4 protein-coding genes are annotated in these 6,254 nt (G+C 73.1%); 1 reads left to right on the top strand and 3 read right to left on the bottom strand.

Going from position 1 to position 6,254, the window contains the following annotated elements:
- Positions 1–88: 88 nt before the first annotated feature.
- Positions 89–532 (bottom strand): contractile injection system inner tube protein, encoded by a 444-nt coding sequence (locus HCN52_RS20650; protein ID WP_168089959.1) that lies wholly within the window; start codon positions 530–532, stop codon positions 89–91.
- A 135-nt stretch (positions 533–667) separates the two neighbouring features.
- Positions 668–2,239, bottom strand: a complete 1,572-nt coding sequence (locus tag HCN52_RS20645; RefSeq protein ID WP_168089958.1) for a phage tail sheath family protein — start codon at positions 2,237–2,239, stop codon at positions 668–670.
- Positions 2,240–2,693: 454 nt separating this feature from the next.
- Here HCN52_RS20645 and HCN52_RS20640 point away from each other — a divergent pair, with 454 nt between their 5' ends.
- Positions 2,694–4,154, top strand: a complete 1,461-nt coding sequence (locus HCN52_RS20640; RefSeq protein ID WP_312876805.1) for an RICIN domain-containing protein — start codon at positions 2,694–2,696, stop codon at positions 4,152–4,154.
- A 94-nt stretch (positions 4,155–4,248) separates the two neighbouring features.
- On the opposite strand, the gene HCN52_RS20635 is transcribed toward HCN52_RS20640, so the two are convergent.
- On the bottom strand, positions 4,249–6,254 hold a 2,006-nt coding region (locus HCN52_RS20635; RefSeq protein WP_168089957.1), incomplete at its 5' end, for an ATP-binding protein.

The raw sequence follows: 6,254 nt of genomic DNA, 5'->3' as shown, positions 1-6,254 counted from the left end.
GCGCCGGCCTCCGGCGCCGCCGACCCGGGTGCCCGGGGAGCCGGCGCGGCGGGCGCCGCGCCCGGCGCTCGGGGTGCGGTGCGCCGCATTAGTCGATGACCAGCTCTTCGAAGGTGATGGTGACGGTCTCGGTGAGCGCGGAGGCGTCACCGGCCTTGACCGTGCTGGTGTCGATCTTGCTGCACCAGGCGTTGCGCAAGTTGTAGCGCTTCACCTCGGTGTTCTGGTAGTCCATCATGATGATCGACGCGTTCTTCCGCGCGGTTCCCATGTCACCGGCGATGGAGTCGTTGATCCACTGCGTGAAGGCCGGGGACTCCGTCATACCGCGGACGACGGTGCAGGTGCCGTTCTTCTTCACGCCGGGCAGGTTCCGGACCACGGGCGGGCCGTTGGCGGAGTTCTGCTGGTAGGTGATGACGTCCTGCTCCATGGACAGTCCGCTCACCTCCGTCAGGTACTCCACCATGACCCCGTCGATCTGGAGGCCGAAGTTGTGTGATGTGAGGCTGTCACCCTGCTGGAGACTCATGTGCTCGCTGTCCTTCTCGGGGTGTCGCGCCCGCGCGGTGGGAGGCGGGGCGGGGCGGGGGCGGTGCTGCGGTGCGGGGCCGGTCGGTGACCGGCCCGGGCGCTGCGGCCGGGCCGGTCAACGGAACGGGTACTGCTACTCCTCCAGTTCGCCGCTGCCGCTGGAGAACTGGGCGAGGCGGAAGATCACGAACTCGGCGGGCTTGACCGGCGCGATGCCGATCTCGCAGATGACGCGGCCGAGGTCCACCGACTCCTGCGGGTTGGTCTCCTCGTCGCACTTGACGTAGAAGGCCTGCTCGGGGCGGGCGCCGAAGAGGGCGCCGCTGCGCCACTCGTTGACCAGGAACGCCGAGGCGTTGCGCCGGATCCGGGCCCACAGCGCGTGGTCGTTGGGCTCGAACACCACCCACTGGGTGCCCAGCAGGATCGACTCCTCCAGGTAGTTGAAGTACCGGCGGATGTTGAGGTAGCGCCAGGCCGGGTCGGAGGAGAGGGTGCGGGCGCCCCAGACGCGGATGCCCCGGCCGGGGAAGGAGCGGATGCAGTTGACACCGATGGGGTTGAGCAGGTCCTGCTCCCCGCGGGTGATCTGGATCTGGAGGTCGACCGCGCCGCGGACGACCTCGTTGGCCGGGGCCTTGTGGACGCCGCGCTCGAAGTCGTTGCGGGCCCAGATGCCGGCCATGTGGCCGCTCGGCGGGATCATGCGCGCCCGGCCGGTCGCCGGGTCGAAGCTCTTGATCCACGGGTAGTACATGGCGGCGTACTTGGAGTCGTAGCCCGCGGTCTCCTGCCGCCAGACGCGCACCTGGCGCGCGTTGAGCTGCGGCGGCGGGTCGATGATGGCGACGCGGTCGCCCATCAGCTCGCAGTGCGCGATCAGACCGAGCTGGACGGCCTTCACCGACTCCTCGTCGATGGCGCCGCGTTCGTAGGCGGCCATCAGGTCGGGGACCGCGACCATGGAGATCTCGTCGATCGCCTCCAGCCCGCCGAACCCGGTGCGGTCCGAGGAGTCGCCGAGGTAGTCGCCGGGGCCGGCGTGTCCGCTGTCGGCGGGCTCGTCGGCGGTCTGCACGGCGCCGCTCCGGGGAGCGGGCAGCGTGACCGACTGGTTCTCGGGCCGCGCCAGCTGCCCCGCGGGGGCGGCCTCGGTGACGCCGATGAGCTTGGAGCGCTCCTTGACCTGGTTGACCACGTAGGCGCGGTTGCTCTTCTTGGCGGAGACGTCGAAGGACTCCACCGGCTTGCCGTCGTCCTTGACCGTCAGCGTGAACCGGTCGGCGGGGCCCTCACCGGCGGTGTCCGTCACCTCGACGCTCAGCCGCTCGGCGTCGGCCGCGGGCAGGGCGTGGACGGTGAAGGTGCCGAGCTCGGCCGGGGCGCCGGCGGTCAGCGCGACCGGAGCGGTGGCCGTCGCGGCGGCGGGGGCCTCCTCGGAGCCGCCACCGACACGGACCACGTAGGCGGCGGAGCCGCCGTTGTTGAAGAAGCCGTAGACGGAGTGGGCGAGGTAGTAGCCGTCCGTGAACTCCCCGAAGGACGCGACGTACTGACTCCAGTTCGTCACCAGCGTCGGCTCGTTCAACGGGCCGGTCGGGGCGAGCCCGACGAAGGCCGCCACTGAGGTGCCCACCCCCTCGATGGGACGCGAGCCGCTGGCCACCTCCTCGACGTAGACGCCGGGTGACAGATAGGACGGCATGTTCTGCTCTCTTCCGGGGTACGAGTGAGGAACGTTCTTCAGCCTCGCGCGTGCCCGCATGCCACCGAAACGGCCTTCAGTACCGCGTACGGGGCAACTTTTGTGCCTTTCGGGGCAGTTCCCCGCCAACGTCGCCCTCGGGGGCAGTACTCCCTGCACGACGGACTGCCCCCGGGTCCCTGGTGGCGACAGCCGCCGCGGCGGACACTGCGGAAGGGGTCCGGGAGACTCCGTTCGGCGTGGCGCCGACCGGGCGTGACGGACTTCCCGCCCCGCAGCGGCGCTCGGCTGGGCCGGCCGCCGGGAACTCCCGGTGACGCTCCGGGGCCGGCGTCGGCCCGGCGCCCGTTCGGGCAAGCGGCGCGCAACGGGGCAACCCCGCAGGTCTCTTCGGTCACCAGCTCTGCCCGGCGGCTTCCACGGCGGAGGTGGACGCGCCGCTAGCGTGCGAGGAGTGACCCTGTGGACCTCCCTGGAACCTGCCTCCGCCACCGTCGACCCCGGCGCCGTCACCCAGGTGCGGCTTCGGGTGCGGAACACCGGCGACGTGGTGGACGAGTACCGATTCGAGCCGGTGGGCGCCGTGTCGCCCTGGACGACGGTGGAGCCGCAGACGCTGCGGCTCTACCCGGGCACGACAGGGACGGTGCAGCTGACGTTCGCGCCGCCTCGCAGCCCCGACGCCACCGCCGGCCCCAACCCCTACGCGGTGCGGATCACCCCCACCGAACATCCGGAGGCCGTGACGGTTCCCGAGGGGAACCTGACCATCACCCCCTTCACCGATCTACGAGCCGAGCTGGTGCCTCCGGTCGTCAAGGGGTGGCTTCGCGGTCGCCCGCAGCTGGCGGTCGACAACCTGGGCAACACCCGCTTCACCGCCTCCGTCGGCGGCGTGGGCAACGGCGACCAGCTCTCGTTCCAGCTCCAGCCGAGCAACATCCAGGTGGAGCCGGGTCGCGCGGTGTTCGTCCGGACGAGGATCAAGCCTCGTGAGGCCATCTGGTTCGGTGGCGCCGAGGAGCATCCCTACCGGCTGGAGCTTCAGCGCTCGCAGGCCGACCCTGTCGAGGTGGAAGGCACCTTCCACCAACGCGGCCTGCTTCCCGCGTGGCTCGCCACCGCCCTGGGACTGATGGCGGCCCTCGCTCTCGCCTTCGTCATCCTGTGGATCACCCACGATCCGGTGGCGAAGAGCCGCGCCGGTGAGGTCGGCATGTCCGGTGACTCCGTGCCGCTGGACCCGCGGCCCGACATCGAGCCGGAGCTCCCCGCGGAGCCGGTGGCCCCGCCCCCGGACGAGCCCGCGGCGGCGGAACCGCCCCTGCAGGAGGCGCCCGAGGAAATGGTGTCACCGGACGGTGCCGGCGGCGACGACGGAGGCGGCGGCGAGGAGGAGGAAGAGGAGACGGGCCACCCGTTGCTGCCCGCCCGCGAGGTCATCCTCTACAACGTCCACACCGGCCGGTGCGCCGGGCTGCCCGGCGAGGGCCCGGGGAAGCCCGACGGCCACGTCGTGCAAAAGGAGTGCGACATCGAGGAGCCGAACCAGCGCTGGGACCTGGAGGTGGCCTACGAGGACCACGGCCCGGACGGGGTCCAGCTCTTCGTGATCCGCAACGTCGCCGACGGCTACTGCATGGACCTGCCCGGCAGGGGCGGCCAACCCATCCGGACCAAGGTGGGCGGGTGGTACTGCGACTTCACCCTCCAGAACAACCAGCTCTGGTGGCTCGACGAGCCCGTCCCCGGCAACTACTGGATCCGGAGCAAGTCGAGCAACGACTACTGCCTGGAGGTGGGCGGCTCCGCCAGTACCCGCGTTGGCGCCCGACTGGAGATCCACGAGTGCATCACGGGCCGGGACGACCGGGAGTGGCGGATCCTCACCGAGGAGGAGGCAGCCGACATCTGAGGCCGCCCCCACCCGCCCGGCACGGCCCGCGACCATCGGTCGCGGGCCGTCGGGGCGTGGCCACCGGGCGGCGCGGACGCGGAGCAGCGGGCCGCTACCAGTTGCCCTCCCCCGGCACCAGCCGGCCGGCCTTGCGGTACTCGCGCCGTGCGCCCTCCAGCAGATCCGCCTGGGTCACCTGCTCGCTCCGGCCGGCGGCGAGGTACGCCGCCGTGACGACGGCGCTGCGGATGGAGCCGCCGGCCAGTTCGAAGGTGTCGGCGAGCACGTCGGGGCTGAGACCGTCGACCCGCGGCACGTGCTTCAACCCGTGGTGCCACAGCGCCAGTCGCTGCGCGGGGTCGGGGAACGGGAAGTCCACCACCATGTCCAGCCGACGCGTGAAGGCGTCGTCGATGTTGGAGCGCAGGTTGGTGGTCAGCAGTGCCACCCCGTCGAAGGACTCCAGCCGCTGCAGCAGGTAGGCGGACTCCAGGTTGGCGTAGCGGTCGTGGGAGTCCTTGACCTCGGACCGCTTCCCGAAGACGGCGTCCGCCTCGTCGAAGAGCAGCACGGCGTCGGTGCGGTCCGCCTCGGTGAAGATGCGTTCCAGGTTCTTCTCGGTCTCCCCGACGTACTTGTCCACCACCGAGGAGAGCTGCACCACGTAGAGGTCCAGGCCGAGTTCGGCGGCCACCACCTCCGCCGAGAGCGTCTTTCCCGTGCCGGACTCGCCGGCGAACAGGCCGAGGACCCCCCGGCCGCGGCCGCCGCCGGCGCTCAGCCGCCAGTCGCCGAGGACGAGTTCGCGGTTCCGGGCACGCGACGCCAGTTCGCGGAGGTCGGTCAGCGGCCGGTCGGGCAGGACCAGGTCACTCCAGTCCACGTCGGGGCGGATGCGTCGCGCGTGCTGCTCCAACCCGGAGGCGGACTGCTGCCGTGCCGCGCGGCGCAGGTGGCCGGGGCCCAGGGGGACGCCCTCGAAGTCGGCCAGCTCGCGGGCGGCCCGCGCCGCGCGGTGGACCCGTTCGCCACCGAGCCGGTACGGCGCGACGGTGGCGGCGAGGTCGAACTCGCCCGCCGCCTCCGGTCCCAGCGCGGCGGACCAGTCGAGTACCCCGGCGGCCGCCCGGCGGGGCGCGTCGAGGACCAGCGGGTCGCGGCGGCACCACTGCGGGTCGTAGGGCCGGCGGTCCGCCACCAGGACGGTCACGTCCCGCTGCCCGGTGAGCGGGGCCAGCAGCTCCGCAGGCTGCTCCGGGAGTGCGGGGACGACGATCGCGGCGGCCGACAACCGGGCCTCGCGCAGCAGGGCGCCGGCGTGCTCGGCCGGCCCGTCGTAGACGAGGGTCGGGGTGCCGGCGGCGCGCAGCGCGGCCAGCGCGCACCCGAGGCCGTCGCCCTCGCGGTGCTCCCGGAGGTGGACGACGGCCGGCCCGCGGGCCAGCAGCGCGGCGAGCAGGCCGGGCACGCCCCCCTCGCCGGAGTCGACCGGCGGCGGAACGCGCAGGTGCGGCGCGAGGGTCGCGTCGGGGGTGTCGTCGCCCAGCAGGTGCGCGACGAGCCGCTCGGGCACCCGCAACCCGCGGCCGAGGAACGGGCGGTCGGGCTCCTCGACCTCCAGCAGGCCGAGCGCCGGCAGCGGCCCCGTCGGGTGGAGCCGGGCGCGGGCGGTCGCGTCGTGCGGGAGCGCGCCGCAGAGGTCGAGCGCGAGCCCCACGGTGGCCCGGCGGCGGCTGACGTCGTCGTTGAGGTAGCCGTAGAGCCCTTCGAAGTCGCGGTCGACCTCGGGGGCGAGGGCGAGCAGCAGGACCGCGGCGTCGAAGCCGGTCAGGCCGCAGCGGGCCGCGAGGTCGGCGAGGCGGTCCCCGTCGTCCGCCGCTGCGGGCGGCCCCTCCTCCCGTGCGGCGCCGGCGGGGGCGTGCGGGCCGGGGCGCTCCGCGCTCAGCAGGTACCGGACGGCGTGTTCGGAGAGGTACAGGCCGCGCAGCGGCTCCCCGGCGGTCGGGTCCTGGCCGGCGCGGTGGTCGACGAGGTCGGCGACCCGGCACCGCAACCGGTGGAGCCGGGCGACGAGCGGGGCCGCCGGTCCGGCCGCGGGCGGCGCGGCGGATCCCGGGC

The organism is Streptomyces bohaiensis (assembly GCF_012033785.1).
Lineage (GTDB): Bacteria > Actinomycetota > Actinomycetes > Streptomycetales > Streptomycetaceae > Streptomyces > Streptomyces bohaiensis.
This window is presented reverse-complemented; position numbering and strand designations above follow the sequence as displayed.

Bases quoted from the DNA above. Each gene is read 5' to 3' on its own strand.
- HCN52_RS20650 (WP_168089959.1), bottom strand. From the start codon at position 532: ATGAGTCTCCAGCAGGGTGACAGCCTCACATCACACAACTTCGGCCTC.
- HCN52_RS20645 (WP_168089958.1), bottom strand. From the start codon at position 2,239: ATGCCGTCCTATCTGTCACCCGGCGTCTACGTCGAGGAGGTGGCCAGC.